A 19,125-nucleotide genomic window follows, 5' to 3' on the forward strand; every position below is an offset into this window, starting at 1 on the left:
GAGACAGCACGGTGGTGCTCGGTTGCCAGGCACCATCTGTTCCGCAGCAAACGCACCCATTCCTCACCGATGGGTGCAATTGCTGCGGAACGGATGCCGTTCGGATCAGGCGTCGGCGGTCTCGGTGCGCTTGCGCCAGCGGATGCCGGCATCGATGAAGCCGTCGATCGACCCGTCGAAGACGGCATCGGGGTTGCCCTCCTCGTAGTCGGTACGCAGGTCCTTCACCATCTGGTACGGCTGCAGCACGTAGGAACGCATCTGCGCCCCCCACGAGTTGCCGCCGTCACCCTTCAGCGCATTCATCTCCGCCTCGCGGTCCTTGCGCGCCTTCTCCAGCAAGCGGGCCTGCAACACCCGCAGGGCTGCGGCCTTGTTCTGCAGCTGCGATTTCTCGTTCTGGCACGAGACCACGATGCCGGTCGGCAGGTGGGTGATCCGTACCGCCGAGTCGGTGGTGTTCACGCTCTGTCCACCGGGACCGGAGGAACGGAAGACGTCGACCCGGATGTCGGCCTCGGGGATGTCGATGTGGTCGGTCTCCTCGGTGACCGGCAGCACCTCCACACCGGCGAACGAGGTCTGCCGCCGGCCCTGGTTGTCGAAGGGGCTGATCCGTACCAACCGGTGGGTTCCCTGCTCGACGCTGAGGGTGCCGTAGGCGAAGGGGGCGCTGATCTGGAAGGTGGCCGACTTGATCCCGGCCTCCTCGGCATAGGAGGTGTCGAAGACCTGGCTGGAGTATCCGTGCCGCTCGGCCCACCGCAGGTACATCCGCATCAGCATCGAGGCGAAGTCGGCGGCGTCCACGCCACCGGCCTCGGCACGGATGGTGACCATGGCCTCGCGTGGGTCGTACTCGCCGGACAGCAGGGTCCGGACCTCGAGTGCCTGGATCGACTTCTCCAGCCGGGCGATCTCTCGCTCAGCCTCGGCAAGGGAGTCCGGATCGGCCTCCTCGGCGGCCAGTTCGACCAGCACCGCGGCGTCGTCCAGACGCTGCCGGAGCCCGCTGACGCGCTCGACCTCGCCCTGGACCGCCGACAGCCGAGAGGTGACCCGCTGGGCGTTCTCCTGGTCGTCCCACAGGTCCGGTGCCGCCACCTGCTCCTGCAGGGAGGCGATCTCCTGACGCTTGGAATCGAGGTCCACAACGGCCTCGATCGAGGTCAATGCCTTGTCGAGATTGTCCAGCTTCTCGGCGATGTCGTCTGCCACAGCAGGCCATCCTATCCCCCACATCCCAGACTCACCCGTCCGCGACCCGGCACCGTGCCGGACAGGCTCGGGTACGTCAGCTCGCAGCACCCGCCGTAAGCGACGCCGGTATCGGTGGTTAGGCTGACGCAGGCCGGTCGACCCGGCCGAACTCGACCGGTCCACGCAGCATCTTGGGATGGTCCGGTCCCGACACCGGAAGGGTGCAGCAATGACGCGAACCATCACCTCCGCCGAGGATCTCGACTCGGTCGTGGGCCAGCCCCTGGATCCCGGCGACTGGCTGGAGATCGACCAGGAACGGGTCAACACCTTCGCCGATGCCACCGGTGATCATCAGTGGATCCACGTCGATGCCGAACGCGCGGCCGCCGGACCCTACGGCGCCACCATCGCCCACGGGTTCCTCACCCTTTCGCTGATCCCGGCACTCGGCCAGTCGGCGCTCTCCCTGGACTTCGGCTCGGCCAAGATCAACTACGGGCTGAACAAGGTGCGGTTCATGAATCCGGTGAAGGTCGGCAGCAGGATCCGCACCCGGGCCGAGATCATCGACGTGAAACCCGGCGGGACCGGGACCCAGGTGGTGACCCGCTACACCGTGGAGATCGAGGGCACCGAACGGCCGGCCTGCGTGGCCGAGCAGATCACCTTGATCCTCCCCTGACCACGCCGATCAGACGTTGCGCGGGGCCAGACAGAGGTCGACCTCGGCGCGCAGACCCGACCCGACCAGTTCGGCCTCGACCCGACTCTGCGCCGCGGCCAGCACTGCCACACCCGGTCGCCCGGGTTCGACCACCACGTCGGCGCTGACCCGTGCCCGGCCGTCCCGGATCCGCACGTCGACCTCAACCCTGTCCGGGCCACCGGTCATGCGGACGGCCAGCCCGCGCAGGACCGCCCGGGGGCTGGGGAGCAACGCCTGCACCCCCGGGGTCGTGTGCAACACCTCGGCCACCCGTGCCGCGATCTCGCCATGCCCCGGTGTCTGCTTCGGCAGCGACACCGCATCAGTCATCGTGCACCTCCTCCACGACCAGGTCGATGACGATCTCGCGTGGTCCGAGTTCCCTGTGCAATCGCTCCCGAATCGCCCGCCGGGCACGCTCGACCAGCGCCGGATGGAGCTGCGAGACCGCCACCGACAGGCCGACCGAGATCTGCAGCGGTTCGACCGTCTCTGCCTGCTCGATGTCGACGGGGGCCTCGGTCGGCTGGAGCACGCGGCAGCCGCGCGGCCAGACCCCGGGGATCACCGCAACCGCCTGCCGTACCAGCTCGGTGATCGCGGACTCCCGCACGCTCAGTTCACCGGCCTCGGCGCGCTTCAGCGGGATCTTCCGTCCGCTGCGGAACTCGGCCCGTACCGCCGACATGATGGATGCCTTGAGATCATTGGAGGGTTGCTGCGGTGCCTCCTCGATCCCGCTCCGCCAGGCGGCGGCGAACAGATCGACGGTGGCCAACCGCGCCCGCGCCTCGGTGCAGGTGACGCAGTCACACTGCTCATCGACCACATCGTGTTCGAGTTCGTCCCAGACGTCTCGCAGGTGCCGCTCGGTGCCCGGGGAGGAACGGTGCCGCGGTCGCGGACTCGGGCTGGTCATTTCCAGTCCACCATTCCTCGTGCCAGAGCGACCCTGGCTCGCGCCAGTCGCCCCCGTACCCCATCAGGTGTGGTACGGACGATCACTGCGACCTCCTCGTAACTGAATCCGTCGATCTCGCTCAGCAGCCAAACCGCACGCTGCGTGGGGGGCAGGCGGCGCACCAGGGCCACCAGTGCCTCCCACTCTGCCTTGGAGATGGCCGATCTGTCCGGCCATGGGTGATGATCGGCCACCCGATCCCCCAGCGGCCGGCCGTCGGCGACGGTGTCGTCCAGCGAATCCGACGGGCGGCGGGACCGGAGCTGGTCCAGGCACCGATGGGTGCTGCTGCGGTAGAGCCAGCTGCGCAGACTGCTCGGGTCCCGCAGCTGTTCCAGCCTGCGCCAGGCTCCGACCAGCACGTCCTGGGTGATGTCCTCGGCATCGGAGCTGTCGTTCACCATCCGCAGCGCGTGACGGTACAACGGTCCTTGGTAGCGATCCACGATCTGGTCGAATGCCTCGGTGCCACCGTCACGAGCCCGGAGCACCAGCGTCGCGTCGTCGACCCGCAGCATGGACGCCCCGGCCGCCATGTCCGCCTCGGCACCGCGTGCACCCTCGGTGCTGGTTGGGGCCCTGTCCACGGGCCCATCATGCCACCGATGAACTGTGATGCAGCTCACCCGAGATCGGCCGTGAGGATCCTGCCCCCACCCCGTCTGAATAGGGGTAAGGGCATTCAACGGAAAGGGAAAGCATCATGGCAGCACAGAACAAGCCCACCCCGGCAGATGTCGCGGACACCCCGGTCAAGGGTTCCGCGGTGGAGGTCAGTGACACCACTGCAGAGCCGAAGAAGCTCGATGCCCTGCACACCGAGCACGGTGACACCACGATCGCCGACCAGGTCGTCGCGAAGATCGCCGGCCTGGCAGCCCAGGAGGTCGAGGGTGTCTACGCGATGGGCAACGCCGCTCGCCGCACCCTGAACGCGATCACCGAGCGGATCCCCGGCTCGCAGACCAACGTCACCGGTGGCGTGAGCGTGGAGAAGGGCGAGCGGCAGGCCGCCATCGACATGACGATCATCACCGAGTACGGCTACCCGATCGCCGAGGTGACGCAGAACCTGCGTGACGCGGTGATCCAGGCAGTGGAGTACGGAACCGGCCTCGAGGTGATCGAGGTGAACGTTGCCGTCACCGACGTGAAGCTGCCCGATGAGGATGATCAGAACGCCGACGACGCGCCGACGAAGGAGCGCACCACCACCCTGCAGTGAGGCCCGATCCCGCGGTGGGGAGGGAGACCCCGAAGGCCTCCCTCCCCCACGCGGTGTCGGCGACTGCCGGTCACCGAGGAGCAGCACGATGGAGATTCAGATGAAAACCACTCAGTTCGCCATTCTGGTCGGCATGGCGCTGGCCGCAATCGCCTACTTCGCAGGCTTCGTTGCCCTGCTGATCACCGCGATCGGCGGTGCTGTCGGATGGTTGGTGGCCATGATCATCACCGGTCGGATCGATCTTCGTGATCTGGCGGGTCGGGCAGGCGATCAGCGATGAGTGACCAAGTGGTCGCGGAGTCGGGTACGGCACGATCGACCGAGAACCGACGCGGTACGACCACGATCGCCCGTCGGGTGTTCGAGAAGGTCGCCGCCCAGGTGGCCGGTGAGGTGTCGGCCGCCGGCGGCACGAGCGGCGGGTTCCTCGGAATCGGGACCCGACGCGATCTCGACGCCAAACCCGAGGTCGATGTCACGCTCACCGGTGACGGTGCCGTGGTCTCGGTCCGCTGCGGGGTGCGCTACCCGGCCTCCCTGCGCGCGACCACCGACGAGGTACGGCAGAACGTCACCACCCGGCTGCAGGAGCTCACCGGGGTGAACGTCGACCGGGTGGACATCCAAGTCGCCTGGTTGTCCCGCACCCAGTCGCCCGGTCCCCGACCCCGATGATCATCATCTCCGGGGTCGCCGACCCGACCCACCGCTGATCCCGGGCGGTCCCCACATCCACTTCATCCCTCACGCTCCGAAAGGAAGTGCGCAATGGCCTCGTCATCGTTGATCAACCGCGCCCAACGACGGATCCCGGCATCGGTGATCGCCGTCGCCCTGGCGGCACTCGGTGTCATCGCAGTCTGGGTCGGCATCGTCGGCCTGCAGACCGCCCAGCTGGTGACGTGGCTGCAGTGGATCCCCCAGCAGCTGTCCGGGCTGACCTGGCAGGCACCGATCGTGCACGTGCTCGGCATCGTCGCGGTGCTGCTCGGACTGTTCCTGATCATCGCCGCCTGCCTGCCCGGTCGGGTCTCCGGTGTGCGGCTGCAGGCGCCGAAGGCCACCGAAGAGGTGACCGGCCCGGCCGTCGTGCTCAGTCGGCGCGGACTGGCCCGGGTCGTCGGCAGCTGGGCGGCCCTGGTCGATGGCACCGATGCGGTGGATGTCAGTGTCGGCGGTCGTTCGGTCAGGGTGGCGGTACGCACCTCGGCCAATGATCCCGACGCGGTCCGCGAGGCGGTCGCCGAACAGGTACGCAACCGGCTCGCCGAGTTGGATCTGCAGCGCACACCGACCGTCGTCGTGCAGGCACGCTCGACCAACTGAAGAAACCCAAGCCCCGCAACCACGGTTCATGATCGTCACTGGGAACCGTCGTCGGTCCAGGAAGAAGGATGAGTGAGATGGCAGCAATGCTCAGCGCCGGCCCGGGTGGCCGCAACCGGACCGGAATGATCCTCACCGGAATCGTGTTGACGGTGGTCGGACTGGCCGCGATCGCCATGGCCACCGGTTTGGCCGGCTCGTGGCTGAACGGCCTGGGCTCGCCCTTCACGGTCGCCACCCCGACCGACCCGGTGGTGCCCAGTGCCACGGTCTCGTTGTCCGCCTGGTTCTGGCTGCTGCTGGCACTCGCCGGAGTGGTGATCTTCGTCCTGGCCGTCGCCTGGCTGGCCGCACAGTTCCCGAAGGTCGTACCGGTCAAGCCGTTCCGGCTGCAGGACGACCCGAGGCAGGGCACCACCTCGATCGATGCCTCGGCGCTGGAAGCCATCACCGCCGAGACGATCGAGGAGATCACCGGCGTCAACAGCGCGCGGGCAACGGTTCGCGGAACCGCCGCCGAGCCCACGCTGGAGGTCAATGTGACCGTCGGGGAACGGTCCGACCCGCAGCAGATCGTGCAGCAGATCCAGTCCGGCGCCGCCACCGATCTCGCCACCGCGTTGGACGGGACCGTCGTCGCGCTCCGCATCTTCGTCGAGGTGAACCGTGAAACCTCCTCCACCGACACGGTCACGCTGCCGGCTTGAGCATTCCCCCCGCTCGCCGGCGGCGTGGCCGTCCCCCATTTTCCGCCGTGTCCGCCGACCACAACCGGGTTCGATCCGCAGCGGCGATCGCAGGATCGCGTGCACCCCACCCGGGCCGGATGCCGAGACCGTCGGCGCCGGTCGTACCCGCAGACCTACGGTCACTGCATGACGCGCACGGACCCCGCCACCCACCACACCGGACCCCGCTACACCCACGGTCACGGTGATTCGGTACTGCGGGCGCACAGTTGGCGCACCGCGGAGAACTCGGTCGGCTATCTGCTGCCGCATCTGCGGAGGGATCAGTCATTGCTCGATGTCGGTGCCGGGCCGGGCACCATCACGGCCGACCTGGCCGAACGGGTCGGTGCGGTGACGGTGCTGGAGACCTCCGAGGCCACCTTGGAGTTGGCCCGGACCACTTTTGCCGAACGGAACCTCGACGCCGAGTTCGTGGTGGGCGATGTCGAGCGGCTGGCGCTCGCCGACGACAGTTTCGACGTGGTCCACGCCCATCAGGTGTTGCAGCATCTCGCGGATCCGGTGGAGGCGCTGGTGCAGATGGCCCGGGTCTGTCGGCCGGACGGTCTGATCGCGGTACGCGAGGTCGACTACCACGGATGGACCTGGTGGCCCCAGTTGCCAGGGTTGGACCTCTGGCAGGAGGTGCTGCAGACCGTCCACCGCGCCAACGGCGGCGAGCCCGACGCGGGTCGACGCCTGCTCGCCTGGGCGCATTCCGCCGGACTGCGCGATCTCACCGTCTCGGCCAGCCTGTGGCTCTTCACCGACGAGGATCGTCGGTGGTGGGGGCAGACCTGGGCCGACCGGATCCGTACCACCTCGATCGGGCGACAGGCACTGGACGACGGGGTGGCCAGCGAGTCCGACATCGAGACCATCGCGCAGGCCTGGCTGACCTGGGCCGACGATCCCGACGGTCTGCTGCTGATGCCGCATGTGGAGTTGCTGGCCCGTCCCTGACGCCGGGCCCGGGGCGTTTGCCGACTCGGGCCCTCGGACTGTGCCTTCGCCACGGTCGATAAACGTTCGCGAACTGCCCTACTCTCACCGTATGCACACGCTGGCCGCGCACCGGGGACGGTTGTCGGCACTGCCGGCCCACTGTTCGCCTGCCCGGCATCGGGCAGCCCGGTATCTGGCGGACCGGTACTCGTCGCCCCGATCGGGGTCGACCCGGTCCTGGTCGACCCGGCATTCGACCCCTTGCTCACCGACTCCCCGTTCGTCGCCTTCTTGTCCGGCGCCCCCCGGATCGTCGGCCCGGCACTGGTGGACCCCGTGTTCGTGACCCCGGAGTGGTTCCTCGGGAGCCTGCCGCAGTGGCTGACCGCGCTGGCTGCGCTGGGCACCCTGTTCGCGATCCTGACGATGCTGCGTCGGCGGCGTCGCAATGAGGAGATGGCGCTGCCCAAAGCGGTACACGGCTGGGCAGAGACCCTCTCGGACTCACCGGAGCTGACCCGGATCGTGGTCTACAACGACGGTTCGACCGTGGTCCGCGATGTCGTCGTCCTGACTGCCGGAAGCTCTCGAGGCGACGCACGAGCCACCGTTGCCAGCCGACGCCTGTGGGCCGACGACCTGGTCCAGGTCGATCTGCCGGTGACCGCCTGTGCGACCTGCGAGGTGCAGTTCACCACCGTCGACAACGAGATGTTCTGGCTGGACCTGGCTGAGAACACCCACCGACGGCGCTCCCGGATCGAGAATGCCGCCGCACTCAGCAGCCAGGCATTGGCCGCCGCCTCTGCAACACCCGAACCCGCGGGACGGCACCCGGAGGTCTCACCGACCTCACCGGTGGCCACGCCCACGAGCGAGCAGACCAGCTCCGCGACGGCACGAGACCGTGAACCCGCCGACGAGGACCGGACCGAAACGTTGCCGGTGGTGGACGCCGACACCGCGCGCAACGCGGACCCGGATGCACTCCCGACGGCCGATGACGATGCGCTGCCGGCCCCGGACCCATTCCCGGACGCCGCACGCCATGCACTGCCAGACACCGACCCGGTCCCGCTGCCTGACACCGAGCCTGATGCACTCCCGGACATCGAACCGGACCCACTCCCGGACACCGGCCGCCATGTACTGCCAGACACCGAACCTGATGCGCTTCCGGACACTGGCCGGGCTTCAGCGACTTCCGCCACCGTAGATCCGGTCACGTCGACCGACCTGCGGACGGCAGCGATGAGCGAATCCGGACACGTACACGCCGGGCAGGACCACGCCGGACACGTCCACGCCGGGCAGGACCACACCAGCCGCCAGGAGCTTGCGACGGCCGAACCGGTACAGCCGCAACCGGCGCCTGTCCCCTACGGCAACGGCTACGGCACCTCTGCGACACCGGGAACATCGGAGTCACTCGTCCTGCAGCCCGTACCCGACGATGTGGGCAGACACAGCGCGGGTCCGGCGACGGTCACACCAGCAGCGGCCCGCCCCGCCCGCCGCGCATGGACCAATGACTCCGCATCCACCGACGAAGCCGACGCCGGCCCGCGGCCCCGGCGCGCCCTCTGACTCCGAGGCCCCAAACCGCAAATTGTCGGAAGTTATGGCGACCTCGCGACGGGTGCAGGTCGCCACAGGTCCCGATGAGTTTCAGTTCAGGCGTCCGGTGCCCCGGATTCCTCAGTGCCGCACGTACTCGGCGAGCACGACACCGGACTGGTACGCACTCACGGCGAGCGGCCGGAGTGCCGCAGGGTCGTAGGGCCGGTCGCCGAACAGGCGGACACCGTCGCCGAGCAGCACCGGGTTGACCTTCAGGCTGAGGCGATCGATCTCATCGGCCAGGACTGCGGCGAGCGCGCCACCCCCGCAGAGCCAGATGCCTGCCCCGGCCTCGGCCTTCAGCTCACGTACCACCTCCACGGGATCGCGATCGGTGAAGTCGACACCGGCAGCACCCTCCGGTGCCTGGTGCTCGTGGGTGAACACGATCTGGCGCAGATGTTGGTACGGGTCGGGTAGCTCCGGCAGCCCGACGGCGAAGGTGTTCCAGCCCATCAGCACCGTGTCGAACGGCCCGCCCTCGACCGGAAGCCCCGCCGCGGCGGCGAGCGCAGTCGGTGCCGTACCCCGGTACTTCGCCCAGATCTCACCGGCATGGTCACCCTCGACGAGGAACTGGTCGAACTGTCCGGCGGGTCCGGCGATGAAACCATCGACGCTCACCGCGACGAAATAGGTGAGTTCTCGCATTCGTTTCTCCAATCACGACATATGTAGTGTTTGAACCATAGCAGCTGTAGTGGTTGATCGGGTTAGAGTCGAGCCATGGCGAAGAACGAGGCACGTCGCACCGCGCTGGCCGACGCGGGCATCAGCGTGCTCGCGCGGGAGGGATCGCGAGGACTCACCCACCGCGCGGTCGATGCAGCGGCCGAAGTCCCGACGGGTACGACATCCAACTACTTCCGCAACCGGGAGGCGCTGATCACGGGGATCTTCGAGCGGATCGGTACCCGACTGGCCCCTAGGGCAGACGACCTCGAGGCTGCGGCACGCGAGAAGCCGAGCCGCGAGCTCTTCGCCCGGTACGTGCGAGACATCGTGCGGCGACTGACCACCAACCGAGAGGTCACCCTCGCCCTCTACGAACTGCGCCTCGAAGCCGCACGCCGGCCCGAGCTGGCTGCACCGTTGGTCGAATGGCAACACGCAGCATTCGAGGCCGACATCGCCTTCAACGAAGCAGCCGGCCTGCCGGGGGGCCGTCGCGAGATCGCCTTGTTCCACTATGCGATCGAGGGATTCGTCTTCGACCGGCTCACCTCACCCATCGACCCCGAGACACCCGCCGACGAGGTGATCGACGATTTCGTGGCCGGGCTCCTCCGGTGACCTCCTGCCCCCTGGAAGGATCACACGCGCCTGAACCACGCACCCCATGGCCAGCCTGAGCCGTCGACGCTGGACCTCACAGCTCTCCCCGTCTCGGACCTGGGACCCCCAACAGGAGCCGGTCTCTGGCAGCTGCCCGCGGTTCGGCAACCTCGCCGAAATCCTGCAACAGATCGGCGCAGCGGATACAGTCGATGAATCCGGAATCTTTCGTCCACTTAGTGCGTTGATTCGGACGAGCACTCACCGTGGGTGCGGAGCGGGGGGGCACGCGATGAACACCCAGACCAGCACCGACCGACCGGCCGACCTGCAACGCGGCACGCGACCCCCACTCCGCAAGGATGCGTCGGCCAACCGCGAGAAGGTGCTCGCCGCGGCAGTGACGGCGATCCTCCGCGAGGGCAGGAAGGTTCCCATGGCCTCGATCGCCGATCTCGCCGGCGTCGGTGTCGCCACTCTGTACCGCCGCTACCCCACCCGGGAGGATCTGCTGAGCGCGCTGACCGAGCGCTCCTTCACCTTGGTGCGCGATCTGGCCCACTCGATCGCGGCCCGTGACGAGCCGGGCATCGTCTCGCTGGAGCGTTTCCTGGAGGGGACGATCGATCATCGCGATCAGCTCGTACTGCCGATGCACGGCGGCCCGGCAACACTGTCGGCGGAGGCCGTCCGGCTCCGTGACGAGGTGCACACCGCACTGGCGGAGATCCTCGACAGGGGGCGGCGTGACCGGACGATCGGGTCGAGCGTGACCACCTCGGATGTCGTCTTGTTCGGGGCCATGCTCGCCCAACCGCTGGCCAACACCGCGGACTGGGACGCAGCGGCGAGACGCCAGAAGGACATCTTCCTCGCCGGTGTCGCCGCAGCACCCATCCCCACCCAGGGTGGACGAGGACAGGAGAAATGATGCGAACACTGGTCATCGGCGCCGCCGGTCACGCCGCCGGCGAGGTCGTACCTGCACTGCACTCGCGCGGCGCGTGGGTACGCGGGATGGTCCGTCGGGACGCACAGCGGGCACTCGTGCAGAGCCGTGGTGCGGCCGAGGTGGTGCTGGGCGATCTCCGCGATCGGCGCACCATCGACTCGGCAATGGCGGACATACAAGCTGTCTTCTACATCGCCCCGGCGTTCCTTCCCGACGAGGCCGCCGTCGGCGTGCAGGTGATCGACGCCGCCGTCAGGGCCGGGGTACGCCGAGTGGTGTTCTCCTCGGTCATCCATCCGAGCCTGTCGTTGATCAACCACCGTGCGAAGGCACCGGTGGAGGAAGCACTGTACGACTCCGGGCTCGAGTACACCGTGCTCCAGCCGGCGCTGTTCTTCCAGAACTTCGCCGGTGGCTGGGAGCGAACCCTTGCCACCGGCGTACTCGCCGAGCCCTGGTCGTCGCGGACCAGATTCTCCCGGGTCGACTACCGCGACGTCGCCGATGCAGCGGCGATCGCCCTGACCGAGGACCGCCTGCTCGCAGGCACCTATGAGCTGGCCGCGCCCGGGCACCTGGACCGCCACGATGTGGCCGCCCTCATCGGCGAGGTCACCGGCCGCCGGATCCGCGCCGAGCGTACCGACCCTGCGCAGCTCGACGTCGCCGAACCCATGCGCGCGATGTTCAGCCACTACGACCACGCAGGTCTGCTGAGCAACCCACTCGCCCTGGCCATCATCCTCCAACGTGATCCACGAACGCTGCGCGACTACTTCGAACAGCTGAACTCCGCCAACCCGATCGACGACCCCACCGCTGAACAGGAGCAATCATGACCACTGCCAGCATCCCGCCCGACGACCCACGCCGAACCCTCACCGTGGCTCATCCCGACGCGGCCGACGCGACCCACATCACCCTTGCCGGCAACATCTACACGATGCTCGTCAGCGGTGCCGACACGGCCGGTCGCTACTGTCTCATCGACATGCGGATCCCCGAAGGCGGCGGCCCGCCCCCGCACCGGCACGACTTCGAGGAGATGTTCACGATCCTCAGTGGGCAGATCGAGTTCACCCTGCGTGGTGAGACCACGACGGTCGGCGAGGGCACCACCGTCAACATCCCCGCCAACGCCCCACACTTCTTCCGCAACACCTCCGACGCACCTGCCCGGATGCTCTGCATGTGTGCCCCGGCGGGCCAGGACGAGTACTTCGCGCGGGTGGGCATCCCGATCACCGACCCTGACTCCCCGCCGCCGGCACCGACCGAGCAGCAGCAGGCCGAGAGCCGCCGTCTGGCCGAATCCCTCGCCGCGACCTACCGCACCGAACTGCTCAGCTGAGCAGGGAGCGGTTCCCGACTGCCGGTCCTGCCGGTGCCGCAGTCGGGTCGAGGTTCCGCGACCTGGACCCGGTGATGTCGTTTCCCCGATCCCCGATTCAGGCGAGTCCGCCGTTGGTGAAGAGGATCTGCCCGTTCACCCACCGAGCAGGACCCGCGAGGAACGCGACAGTCTCGGCAATGTCCTCGGGCTCACCCAGGCGCTCCAGCGGCGCAGCCTTCGACAGCTCCGCGATCTGCTCCTCGGTCTTGCCCTCCAGGAACAGCGGCGTCGCGGTCGGACCGGGGGCGACGGCATTGACGGTGATGTCCTTGCCCCGCAGTTCCCGGGCCAGGATCAGCGTCAGCGCCTCGACCGCGGCTTTGCTGGCCACGTAGGGGCCGTAGGTCGGAAACTGGGTGCGAGTGACTGTCGTGGAGAAGTTCACGATCGCCCCACCCGCACGCACCCGGCGGGCAGCCTGCTGGGAGACGACGAAGGTGCCGCGTACGTTCGTGCGCATCAGCCGGTCGAACACTTCGAGGTCGTACTCGACGACGGGTGCCAGGACCATCACGCCGGCGGTGTTCACGACGACGTCGATCCCGCCGAGCGACGCCTCGACCTCGTCAAACAGGGCCGCGACGGCGTGCTCGTCGGCGATGTCGGCTCCGACGGAGAGCGCTCGACCCCCGGCATCGGTGATCTCGGTGACGAGCGCGTCCGCCTTGGCCCGGTTCCCGGCGTAATGCACGGCAACGGCATGACCGTCGGCGGCGAGCCGTTTCGCGACGGCCCGGCCGATCCCGCCGGAACCACCGGTGACGAGGACATTGCGGGTGGTGTTCTGCGTGTTCATCGGAATATCTCCTCGCTTGAAGTCAACGACCACCGCTCACGCGGGCGCGTGCACGGAAGAGGGTGGGGTACATCAGCGCCGCCCGAGCGAAGCCGGGCCGGAGCTCGTCGGATGCGGTCGAACCGATCATCGGACGCGGTCCAGCCACTCGATCAGCAGCGCGGATTCGGCCGCCGTGAACGCATCGGACTCGACCAACCCGGCCCTCAGTGTCGTGGCAGCGACGCGCTGCGCCTGTGCTGCCTCCACGGGCTCATCGGCGAGGATCGCGCGCATCGTCGCCTCGCGCATCGCGATCGACGTCGCCACGTCGGGATACTGCTCGGGGCGCAGGATGAGCGACAGCGCCACACCACTGTTCGCGGCCATCACGATCTGTGCCGCCACTGCCGGGGCGACCCGCAACCTGCCCTGTGCGGCGACGCGCTGCAGAACGCCACGCAGGAGTTCCATCGCCTCGTCTGCCGCTGCCGGACGCGACGGCAGCGCACTGGCGAACACGAGCCGGTAGGCGTGGGGATTGGCCAGCGCGAAAGCGGTGTGGTTGTCCCAACCGTGACGCAGATCCTGCACCGGGTCATCCGACACCTCGGCCGCACGCTTCGCCGCCAGGTACTGTCCCCAGACCTGATCGGCCACCGCGGTCAGCAACCCGTTCTTGTCCCCGAAGATCCGATACAGCACCGGCTGACCGACGCCCGCGGCCTGACACACCGCGCGAGTCGACACATCCCCGGTTTCGGAGGCGGCGAGCAGTTCCACAGCTCGCTCCAGGATCAACGATCTCGAGCTCACGAAATCAACGCTAACACGATGCCGTATCGATGAACAGCGCGATGCGTATCATCGATACTGACGGCGGTCACACAACTGGTCGCATCCCGTGCAGGGTCGTCCCTCGCTCGCCAGGTGAGGGGTGCGGGACCGAGGACATCGTCGAGGTGAGGTGCCGATCACGGCGGCGGACGGGGCTCGAAAGGCTGCACTCGACGGATCGACAGCGCAGCAGATCGGTCTAAGCTCCGACGGCGACACGGGAGACGATCACGAACCGGTGGTGGGCGCAGAGGGACTCGAACCCCCGACCCTCTGCTTGTAAGGCAGATGCTCTAACCAACTGAGCTATGCGCCCGGGCCAGCGTCAGATGCTACCCCGAACCAGCAGATCCTGCACCTCACTCGAGGGTACGACTCGGCTTGCGCCGCCGGCGGCGTACCACGATCACCGCGGCACCGACCACCGCCACTGCGGCCACCACCGCGAGCAACAGCACCGCGATCCGCAATCGCTGGATCGACGGTGCGGGTACGACCTCGCCGGGCCCGCTGTCGGGCTGCACCGGCGCCACCGAGTAGAAGCCCCAGTAGGAGTTCTGGTATGCGATCATGCCACCCTCGGCCGGCTGCGGCTGGAAGCCGGTGAACCGATCACTGCGGTAGGCGCTCAACTGCTGCGGATAGTACAGCGGCCGGATCACGCCGTCGAAGTAGGCGATCGTGAATGCCTGGCGCACCAGGTCGGCACGGGCGGCGGGATCGACGGTGGTGTGCTGCTCGGCGTACAGCTGGTCGAACTCACTGTTGCAGTAGTTCGCCTCGCTGATCCCCTCGCCGTCGGACGAGCGGCGCGCATCACAGGTGTTGATCAACATCTCATGATCAGGATCGGCACCCACCGACTGGTTGCCGATGTGCAGGTCGTACTCACCGGCATTCACCCGCTCGGCCAGATCCGCGGTCGCCAAGGCCTCGGTCTCCACCCCGATCCCGAGCGCGTCCAGCCCGCTGGTGACCTGCTCGGCGATCATGGTCTGGGTCGGGTCCTCGGAGTCGATCAACAACCGGAACGACAGCGGCTGACCGTCCAACCCGAGGCGCAGGCCGTCGTCGCCGCGCAGATACCCCGCCTGATCGAGCAGTTCCCCGGCCCGCGCCAGGTCGAAGGCGAACGGCTCGCTCCCCTCGGACAACCCGGTGAAGTCGGGATAGACCGGTGGGATCAGGGTGAGTCCCGCCTCCCCGTACCCCTGCAACGCGTCACGGATCAACGCATCCTGGGCGATCGACCACTGGACGGCCTGACGGACCAGCGGATCCCGCAACGCCTCACTGCCGTCACCGAACGGTACGTCTTCGGCATCGGCGACACCCGGATTGATCACCAACGAGGTGTAGCTGCGACCGGTACCGACATGCGTACCGATGTCGGTACGCCCGGCCAGGGAATCGAACTGCTCGGCCGACAACGGACTGACGAAGTCGACCTCCCCGGCGACCAGTGCCTCCACCGCCGCCGCCGAGTCCGTCTGCGGTACGAAGTCCAGCCCGGGCAAGGCGGCCGGTCCGCGCCAGAAGTGCTGGTTGGCGATCAACTCGACCGGTGACCCCGAACCGACCGCCGCGGCGACGTCGTCATCGACGGGTACGAACGGCCCGGATCCGACCGAGGTGAGGGTCGACGGATCGCCGAGGTCGGCACCGGAGAGCACGTGCTCGGGCAGCACCACCAGGTCGGCCGCCGGATTCGCCGCCTGGGGCTCGACCATGGTGATCACCAAGGTGGTCGCGTCGGGCGCCTCGATCCCGCCGATACCCGACAGCAGTCCCTCATGGGCTTTGCGCAGGACCGGGTCCTCGGCAAGCGCCCGCAGCGTCCACTCCGCATCCTGGGCCGTCAGTGGTTCACCGTCGGACCAGACCCGGCCGGCCGGGAAGGTGTAGGTCCAGACCCGTCCGTCGGCCGAGGTCGACCACTGCGAGGCCAACCCCGGTACGAGTTCATTGGAGATACCGCGCCCGACGACCCGTTCGTACTGCTGCCGCAAGATCATCTCCGCGGCGGGTGTCGTTGCCAGCCACGGGTTCAGGGTGTCGATCTCGGAGAGCACGGCGACCTGCAGGTGATCGGTCGCATCGGCCCGTGCCGGCGCGGCGACGCCGAGCAGCACCAGACAACCGAGCAACACAGCGACGAGCACCCGCAAGGGACCGGTCGGGCGGGGGGCGGACCGGGTCACCGCAGCTCGACCTCACCGTGGGCCAGCGCTGCCGCGCCGAGCAGTCCGGCATTGTCCAGCTCGGCCCGGCGAACCTCCAGATCGGTGACATAGGACAGCACCGCGTACTCGGCAACATGCCGGCGCAACGGGTCGAAGATCACCGCCCCCGCCTTCGAGACGCCGCCACCGAGAACCACCACCGGCACGTCCAGGTAGACCGCGGCGCTGACGATCCCCTGGGCCAGCGCACGCATCCCCTGATCGATCACCTCCAGGGCGACCGGATCACCGTCGCGGGCGAGCTGGGTGAGTTCCTTGGCATCGGCCACGCCCAGACCGCGGTCCCGGGCCGTGGCGGCCAGGGCCGGGCCCCGGGCGTACAACTCCACACACCCACGGTTGCCGCAGACGCACAGCTCACCGAGGAAGTTGATCGAGGTGTGGCCGATGTGCACCGCATTGCCGGTGGTACCGGTGAACAGCTCGTTGTTGATCACCGCTCCACCACCGACGCCGGTGGAGACCACCATGCCGATCATGGACTCGACGTCGCGCCCGGCACCCAACCAGTACTCCCCCAGCGCGATCGCGTGACCGTCGCCGATCAATTTCACCGTCGCCGGATCGTGGCCACTGGCCCAACGGGCGGCATCGCGTACCCGCTCGACGATCGGGTAGTTGCGCCAGGCACCGATGTTCACCGGGCTCACCGCGCCGTTGCGGGAATCGATCGGACCGGCCGATCCGATGCCGATCCGCAGTTCACCGGGCCAGTCCGACACCAACTCGGCGATCGCCCCACCGATCGGGGCGAAGATCTCCTCGGCGCCGGCCTGCAGGGTCGGCACGACCCGCTCAGCCATCACCCGGCCGGTCGCGTCGACAACCGCCAGAGCCACTTTCGTGCCGCCGATGTCGACCGCCAGTACCCGTTCAGCCACCGGGACACTGTAGCGACCCCTGCTGTGCCGGGGTCGTGACCGACACCGGTGCGGAACACCGGCCTGGGATGGGTTTGAATGGTGCCGTGCGCATGCCCGATCCTGCCGTTCCGCCCGATGCTGCCGGCCCGTTCGACTTCACCCGGGTCTCCACCCCGACCGACGCGGTACGGACGATCGATCTGGTCGAGCGGATCTGGGGCGGCTCTGCGGGTGTGGACGTGAACACGCTGATCGCCCTCGACCACAGCGACAACTACGTCATGCTGGCCGAACGCGACGGCGACGCGGTCGCCGTCGGGATCGCCTTCTGCGGGCCGCCACGCAGCCGCAACCTGCACTCCCACATCGTCGGCGCGAGCGTCCCCGGAGCCGGCCGGGCTCTGAAGTACCACCAGCGCGACTGGTGCCGGGAGCGCGGAATCGAGACCATCACCTGGACCTTCGACCCGCTGATCGCCCGGAACGCCTGGTTCAATCTCGGCGTACTCGGCGCCCGGCCGGTCGAGTACCTGGTCGACCACTACGGGCGGATGGACGACGGGCTGAATGCCGGACAGCCGAGCGATCGGTTACTGGTCTCCTGGCCGGTGGCGACCGATCCCGGGCTACCGACGCTCGAGCCGGAGGTCGGCAGGATCGCACTGCCCGACGACCTCGAACAGATCCGCCGGACCGATCCCGATGCCGCACTGGACTGGCGACTGCGGGTACGCGAACAGTTCGCCGAGCTGATCGCTTCCGGACATGACGTGATCGGTTTCGCCCGCCCCGACAGCAATCGCGGCGGCGAGTACCTTCTGGCCCGCAGCACCCAGTCCCCCACCCTCCGGTTCCATCCCGCTCCCGCGACCGCCCGAGCAGCACAGGAAAGGCCCTCTGCATGAAGCTTCGCTCACTGACCCTGCACCGACTCCGGATGCCGCTGGTCAGCCCGTTCACCACCTCCTTCGGCACCGAGGAGGACAAGTACGTGTTGCTGTTGGAGGGCAGCTTCGAGACCGACCGCGGCCGGATCACCGGCTGGGGCGAATGTGTGGCGATGGAACTGCCGCTCTACTCCGCCGAGTACGTCGACGGTGCCGCCGAGGTGATCGAACGGTGGCTGGCGCCGACCCTGTTCGCCGCCGACGACCTGACCGCCGAGACCGTCGGTGAGCTCCTGGAACCCGTCGTCGGCCATCCGATGGCCAAGGCCGCGGTGGAGATGGCGGTCCTGGACGCCCAACTGCGGGCAGCCGGGGTCTCCTTCGCCCGCTACCTCGGCGTCACCCGTACCGCGGTGCCGTCGGGGGTGTCGGTCGGCATCCAGTCCTCGGTCGACACCCTGCTCGAGGTCGTCGGCGGCTACATCGACGAGGGGTACGCCAGGATCAAGCTGAAGATCGAACCGGGAACCGACATCGCCCCGGTGGAGGCGGTCCGCCGGGAGTTCGGCGACGACCTGTTGCTGCAGGTGGATGCCAATGCCGCCTACTCGCTGAGCGATGCGCCATTGCTGCGTCGGCTCGACGAGTTCGGGCTGTTGCTGATCGAACAGCCGCTGGCCGAGTCCGATCTGCGCCAACACGCCGAACTGGCCGAACAGCTGAGCACCCCGATCTGTCTGGACGAGTCGATCACCTCCGCCCAGGTCGCCGCGGATGCGATCGCCCTCGGCGCGGCATCGGTGATCAACATCAAACCCGGCCGGGTCGGCGGCTATCTGGAGGCCCGGCGGATCCATGACCTGGCGCGGGCGAACGGCGTCGCGGTGTGGTGCGGCGGGATGCTGGAGACGGGTATCGGACGGGCGGCCAATGCCGCACTGGCCGGTCTTCCCGGATTCACACTGCCCGGTGACATCTCCGGGTCCAAGCGCTTCTACGATCTCGACATCACCGCCGAGACGGTGATGAGCGACGGCGAGGTGGCGATCCCCGAGGGACCCGGATTCGGTGTCGAGGTCGATCCGCAGATCCTGTCGAGGTTCTCGGTCGGCGAACACACGGTCACCGGCTGAGCCGGACACTGCCCGGCGAAGGCTGAGTCAGCCGTCGATGGCCGGAT

Annotated in this window: 23 protein-coding genes and 1 tRNA gene; 14 read left to right on the forward strand and 10 right to left on the reverse strand. The window is 68.1% G+C overall.

Features of this window, described 5'->3' with window-relative positions:
• Window positions 1-105 precede the first annotated feature (105 nt).
• A complete protein-coding gene (gene prfB, locus CLV29_RS06960) occupies window positions 106-1,218 on the reverse strand; it encodes a peptide chain release factor 2 (RefSeq protein ID WP_392508806.1) in 1,113 nt (370 codons plus the stop codon).
• Between the two features lie 211 nt (window positions 1,219-1,429).
• On the opposite strand from prfB, the gene CLV29_RS06965 reads away from it, so the two are divergent.
• Complete coding sequence (locus tag CLV29_RS06965) at window positions 1,430-1,885, forward strand: MaoC family dehydratase (RefSeq protein ID WP_133754223.1); 456 nt, start codon at window positions 1,430-1,432, stop codon at window positions 1,883-1,885.
• Window positions 1,886-1,894: 9 nt separating this feature from the next.
• On the opposite strand, the gene CLV29_RS06970 is transcribed toward CLV29_RS06965, so the two are convergent.
• From CLV29_RS06970 to CLV29_RS06980, 3 genes are read right to left on the reverse strand one after another with little or no spacing between them, the layout of a single operon-like run.
• On the reverse strand, window positions 1,895-2,239 hold the full coding sequence (locus tag CLV29_RS06970; protein ID WP_133754224.1) for a hypothetical protein: 345 nt from the start codon (window positions 2,237-2,239) through the stop codon (window positions 1,895-1,897).
• Window positions 2,232-2,828: a hypothetical protein gene (locus CLV29_RS06975; RefSeq protein ID WP_133754225.1), complete on the reverse strand. Its 597-nt coding sequence runs from the start codon at window positions 2,826-2,828 to the stop codon at window positions 2,232-2,234. Before CLV29_RS06975 ends, CLV29_RS06970 begins: the two co-directional genes overlap by 8 nt.
• On the reverse strand, window positions 2,825-3,457 hold the full coding sequence (locus tag CLV29_RS06980) for an RNA polymerase sigma factor (protein ID WP_208292797.1): 633 nt from the start codon (window positions 3,455-3,457) through the stop codon (window positions 2,825-2,827). The genes CLV29_RS06975 and CLV29_RS06980 overlap by 4 nt, the downstream gene beginning before the upstream one ends.
• Window positions 3,458-3,573: 116 nt before the next feature.
• Here CLV29_RS06980 and CLV29_RS06985 point away from each other — a divergent pair, with 116 nt between their 5' ends.
• The 7 genes from CLV29_RS06985 (at window position 3,574) to CLV29_RS07015 (ending at window position 8,687) form a co-directional block, all read left to right on the forward strand.
• On the forward strand, window positions 3,574-4,095 hold the full coding sequence (locus tag CLV29_RS06985) for an Asp23/Gls24 family envelope stress response protein (RefSeq protein ID WP_133754226.1): 522 nt from the start codon (window positions 3,574-3,576) through the stop codon (window positions 4,093-4,095).
• Window positions 4,096-4,195: 100 nt separating this feature from the next.
• Complete coding sequence (locus CLV29_RS06990; RefSeq protein WP_133755100.1) at window positions 4,196-4,378, forward strand: hypothetical protein; 183 nt, start codon at window positions 4,196-4,198, stop codon at window positions 4,376-4,378.
• Entirely contained in the window at window positions 4,375-4,773 is a 399-nt protein-coding gene (locus tag CLV29_RS06995) for an Asp23/Gls24 family envelope stress response protein (protein ID WP_133754227.1), read from the forward strand. Before CLV29_RS06990 ends, CLV29_RS06995 begins: the two co-directional genes overlap by 4 nt.
• A 93-nt stretch (window positions 4,774-4,866) precedes the next feature.
• Window positions 4,867-5,424 (forward strand): DUF6286 domain-containing protein, encoded by a 558-nt coding sequence (locus tag CLV29_RS07000; protein ID WP_133754228.1) that lies wholly within the window; start codon window positions 4,867-4,869, stop codon window positions 5,422-5,424.
• 77 nt (window positions 5,425-5,501) lie between these two features.
• Window positions 5,502-6,131: an alkaline shock response membrane anchor protein AmaP gene (amaP, locus tag CLV29_RS07005; protein WP_166649161.1), complete on the forward strand. Its 630-nt coding sequence runs from the start codon at window positions 5,502-5,504 to the stop codon at window positions 6,129-6,131.
• A 168-nt stretch (window positions 6,132-6,299) separates the two neighbouring features.
• Window positions 6,300-7,118 carry a class I SAM-dependent methyltransferase gene (locus CLV29_RS07010; protein ID WP_133754230.1) on the forward strand — a complete coding sequence of 273 codons (819 nt, stop codon included), beginning with the start codon at window positions 6,300-6,302 and terminating at the stop codon, window positions 7,116-7,118.
• 243 nt (window positions 7,119-7,361) lie between these two features.
• Window positions 7,362-8,687: a hypothetical protein gene (locus CLV29_RS07015; protein ID WP_133754231.1), complete on the forward strand. Its 1,326-nt coding sequence runs from the start codon at window positions 7,362-7,364 to the stop codon at window positions 8,685-8,687.
• Between the two features lie 111 nt (window positions 8,688-8,798).
• Here the strand turns inward: CLV29_RS07015 and CLV29_RS07020 are convergent, their stop codons facing one another.
• Complete coding sequence (locus CLV29_RS07020) at window positions 8,799-9,371, reverse strand: dihydrofolate reductase family protein (RefSeq protein WP_133754232.1); 573 nt, start codon at window positions 9,369-9,371, stop codon at window positions 8,799-8,801.
• A 75-nt stretch (window positions 9,372-9,446) separates the two neighbouring features.
• Here CLV29_RS07020 and CLV29_RS07025 point away from each other — a divergent pair, with 75 nt between their 5' ends.
• From CLV29_RS07025 to CLV29_RS07040, 4 genes are all read left to right on the forward strand, one after another.
• Window positions 9,447-10,013 carry a TetR/AcrR family transcriptional regulator gene (locus CLV29_RS07025; RefSeq protein WP_133754233.1) on the forward strand — a complete coding sequence of 189 codons (567 nt, stop codon included), beginning with the start codon at window positions 9,447-9,449 and terminating at the stop codon, window positions 10,011-10,013.
• 274 nt (window positions 10,014-10,287) lie between these two features.
• Complete coding sequence (locus CLV29_RS07030; protein ID WP_133754234.1) at window positions 10,288-10,926, forward strand: TetR/AcrR family transcriptional regulator; 639 nt, start codon at window positions 10,288-10,290, stop codon at window positions 10,924-10,926.
• The gene (locus tag CLV29_RS07035; protein WP_133754235.1) at window positions 10,926-11,786 is read left to right on the forward strand and encodes an NmrA family NAD(P)-binding protein; all 861 of its coding nucleotides are present in this window, start codon (window positions 10,926-10,928) and stop codon (window positions 11,784-11,786) included. The genes CLV29_RS07030 and CLV29_RS07035 overlap by 1 nt, the downstream gene beginning before the upstream one ends.
• Window positions 11,783-12,298 carry a cupin domain-containing protein gene (locus tag CLV29_RS07040; RefSeq protein WP_133754236.1) on the forward strand — a complete coding sequence of 172 codons (516 nt, stop codon included), beginning with the start codon at window positions 11,783-11,785 and terminating at the stop codon, window positions 12,296-12,298. Before CLV29_RS07035 ends, CLV29_RS07040 begins: the two co-directional genes overlap by 4 nt.
• Before the next feature lie 97 nt (window positions 12,299-12,395).
• Here the strand turns inward: CLV29_RS07040 and CLV29_RS07045 are convergent, their stop codons facing one another.
• The 5 genes from CLV29_RS07045 to CLV29_RS07065 all read right to left on the reverse strand — a co-directional run bounded on the left by CLV29_RS07045 (window position 12,396) and on the right by CLV29_RS07065 (window position 17,076).
• A complete protein-coding gene (locus CLV29_RS07045) occupies window positions 12,396-13,136 on the reverse strand; it encodes an SDR family oxidoreductase (protein WP_133754237.1) in 741 nt (246 codons plus the stop codon).
• 126 nt (window positions 13,137-13,262) lie between these two features.
• Window positions 13,263-13,931: a TetR/AcrR family transcriptional regulator gene (locus tag CLV29_RS07050; protein WP_133754238.1), complete on the reverse strand. Its 669-nt coding sequence runs from the start codon at window positions 13,929-13,931 to the stop codon at window positions 13,263-13,265.
• 260 nt (window positions 13,932-14,191) lie between these two features.
• Window positions 14,192-14,268, reverse strand: a tRNA-Val gene (locus CLV29_RS07055).
• 43 nt (window positions 14,269-14,311) lie between these two features.
• Entirely contained in the window at window positions 14,312-16,153 is a 1,842-nt protein-coding gene (locus tag CLV29_RS07060; RefSeq protein WP_133754239.1) for an ABC transporter substrate-binding protein, read from the reverse strand.
• Complete coding sequence (locus CLV29_RS07065; protein WP_133754240.1) at window positions 16,150-17,076, reverse strand: ROK family protein; 927 nt, start codon at window positions 17,074-17,076, stop codon at window positions 16,150-16,152. The genes CLV29_RS07060 and CLV29_RS07065 overlap by 4 nt, the downstream gene beginning before the upstream one ends.
• A gap of 92 nt (window positions 17,077-17,168) precedes the next feature.
• Here CLV29_RS07065 and CLV29_RS07070 point away from each other — a divergent pair, with 92 nt between their 5' ends.
• Together CLV29_RS07070 and menC are read left to right on the forward strand one after the other, a co-directional pair.
• Window positions 17,169-17,963 (forward strand): GNAT family N-acetyltransferase, encoded by a 795-nt coding sequence (locus CLV29_RS07070; protein ID WP_133754241.1) that lies wholly within the window; start codon window positions 17,169-17,171, stop codon window positions 17,961-17,963.
• Window positions 17,960-19,078: an o-succinylbenzoate synthase gene (gene menC / locus CLV29_RS07075; protein ID WP_133754242.1), complete on the forward strand. Its 1,119-nt coding sequence runs from the start codon at window positions 17,960-17,962 to the stop codon at window positions 19,076-19,078. Before CLV29_RS07070 ends, menC begins: the two co-directional genes overlap by 4 nt.
• The last annotated feature ends 47 nt before the right edge of the window (window positions 19,079-19,125 follow it).

Source organism: Naumannella halotolerans, assembly GCF_004364645.1.
Lineage (GTDB): Bacteria > Actinomycetota > Actinomycetes > Propionibacteriales > Propionibacteriaceae > Naumannella > Naumannella halotolerans.

What these genes read in the sequence shown, in the direction of transcription:
- CLV29_RS06965 (WP_133754223.1), top strand. Translation starts at nt 1,430, where the DNA reads ATGACGCGAACCATCACCTCCGCCGAGGATCTCGACTCGGTCGTGGGC.
- CLV29_RS06970 (WP_133754224.1), bottom strand. Translation starts at nt 2,239, where the DNA reads ATGACTGATGCGGTGTCGCTGCCGAAGCAGACACCGGGGCATGGCGAG.
- CLV29_RS06975 (WP_133754225.1), bottom strand. Translation starts at nt 2,828, where the DNA reads ATGACCAGCCCGAGTCCGCGACCGCGGCACCGTTCCTCCCCGGGCACC.
- CLV29_RS06985 (WP_133754226.1), top strand. Translation starts at nt 3,574, where the DNA reads ATGGCAGCACAGAACAAGCCCACCCCGGCAGATGTCGCGGACACCCCG.
- CLV29_RS06990 (WP_133755100.1), top strand. Translation starts at nt 4,196, where the DNA reads ATGAAAACCACTCAGTTCGCCATTCTGGTCGGCATGGCGCTGGCCGCA.
- CLV29_RS06995 (WP_133754227.1), top strand. Translation starts at nt 4,375, where the DNA reads ATGAGTGACCAAGTGGTCGCGGAGTCGGGTACGGCACGATCGACCGAG.
- CLV29_RS07000 (WP_133754228.1), top strand. Translation starts at nt 4,867, where the DNA reads ATGGCCTCGTCATCGTTGATCAACCGCGCCCAACGACGGATCCCGGCA.
- amaP (WP_166649161.1), top strand. Translation starts at nt 5,502, where the DNA reads ATGGCAGCAATGCTCAGCGCCGGCCCGGGTGGCCGCAACCGGACCGGA.
- CLV29_RS07010 (WP_133754230.1), top strand. Translation starts at nt 6,300, where the DNA reads ATGACGCGCACGGACCCCGCCACCCACCACACCGGACCCCGCTACACC.
- CLV29_RS07020 (WP_133754232.1), bottom strand. Translation starts at nt 9,371, where the DNA reads ATGCGAGAACTCACCTATTTCGTCGCGGTGAGCGTCGATGGTTTCATC.
- CLV29_RS07025 (WP_133754233.1), top strand. Translation starts at nt 9,447, where the DNA reads ATGGCGAAGAACGAGGCACGTCGCACCGCGCTGGCCGACGCGGGCATC.
- CLV29_RS07030 (WP_133754234.1), top strand. Translation starts at nt 10,288, where the DNA reads ATGAACACCCAGACCAGCACCGACCGACCGGCCGACCTGCAACGCGGC.
- CLV29_RS07035 (WP_133754235.1), top strand. Translation starts at nt 10,926, where the DNA reads ATGCGAACACTGGTCATCGGCGCCGCCGGTCACGCCGCCGGCGAGGTC.
- CLV29_RS07040 (WP_133754236.1), top strand. Translation starts at nt 11,783, where the DNA reads ATGACCACTGCCAGCATCCCGCCCGACGACCCACGCCGAACCCTCACC.
- CLV29_RS07045 (WP_133754237.1), bottom strand. Translation starts at nt 13,136, where the DNA reads ATGAACACGCAGAACACCACCCGCAATGTCCTCGTCACCGGTGGTTCC.
- CLV29_RS07070 (WP_133754241.1), top strand. Translation starts at nt 17,169, where the DNA reads ATGCCCGATCCTGCCGTTCCGCCCGATGCTGCCGGCCCGTTCGACTTC.
- menC (WP_133754242.1), top strand. Translation starts at nt 17,960, where the DNA reads ATGAAGCTTCGCTCACTGACCCTGCACCGACTCCGGATGCCGCTGGTC.